Raw genomic sequence first — 554 nt, 5'->3', positions numbered from 1 at the left:
CTGCCAGCGATGCCGACCATTGCTAAAGATCTTGGTGTGACGGCGGGTGAAGTACAAATCACGCTAACAGCTTATACCGCAGGTTTCGCGTTGGGACAGTTGCTGCATGGCCCGCTGGCAGATAGCTACGGTCGTAAGCCTGTATTGCTTATTGGTGTGTTCTTGTTTGCTATCGCTTCTATGGTGAGTGCGACAACTCATGGCATTGAAGCGCTGACTTACATCCGTACCGCTCAAGGTTTTGCTGGTGCTGCGGCGGCCGTTATCATCCAAGCGGTGGTAAGAGACATGTTCGATCGTGAAGATTTCGCAAGAACCATGTCTTTCGTTACTTTGGTGATGACAGTTGCGCCATTGGTTGCTCCGATGATTGGCGGTTACTTAGCGTTGTGGTTCGGTTGGCGTTCAATTTTCTGGGTCCTGGCTATTTTTGCGGTGATCGTGATTCTGGCGGTATCGATGAAGATCCCAGAAACGCTTCCTGCAGAAAACCGACAACCATTGCGCTTTAAAACAACGATTCGTAACTATGCTCGACTGTGTAAGAACCCAAC

1 protein-coding gene is annotated in these 554 nt (G+C 49.8%); it reads left to right on the top strand.

What is annotated here, in order from left to right:
- A partial coding sequence (locus tag IQQ51_RS27630; RefSeq protein WP_228013191.1) for a Bcr/CflA family efflux MFS transporter occupies window positions 1-554 on the top strand: 554 nt, incomplete at both ends.

It is taken from the genome of Vibrio sp. OPT18, from assembly GCF_015163615.1.
In the GTDB taxonomy this organism is placed as follows: Bacteria; Pseudomonadota; Gammaproteobacteria; order Enterobacterales; family Vibrionaceae; genus Vibrio; species Vibrio coralliirubri.
The sequence above is the reverse complement of the archived record's forward strand: the minus strand, read 5'-3'. Positions and strand labels throughout refer to the sequence as shown.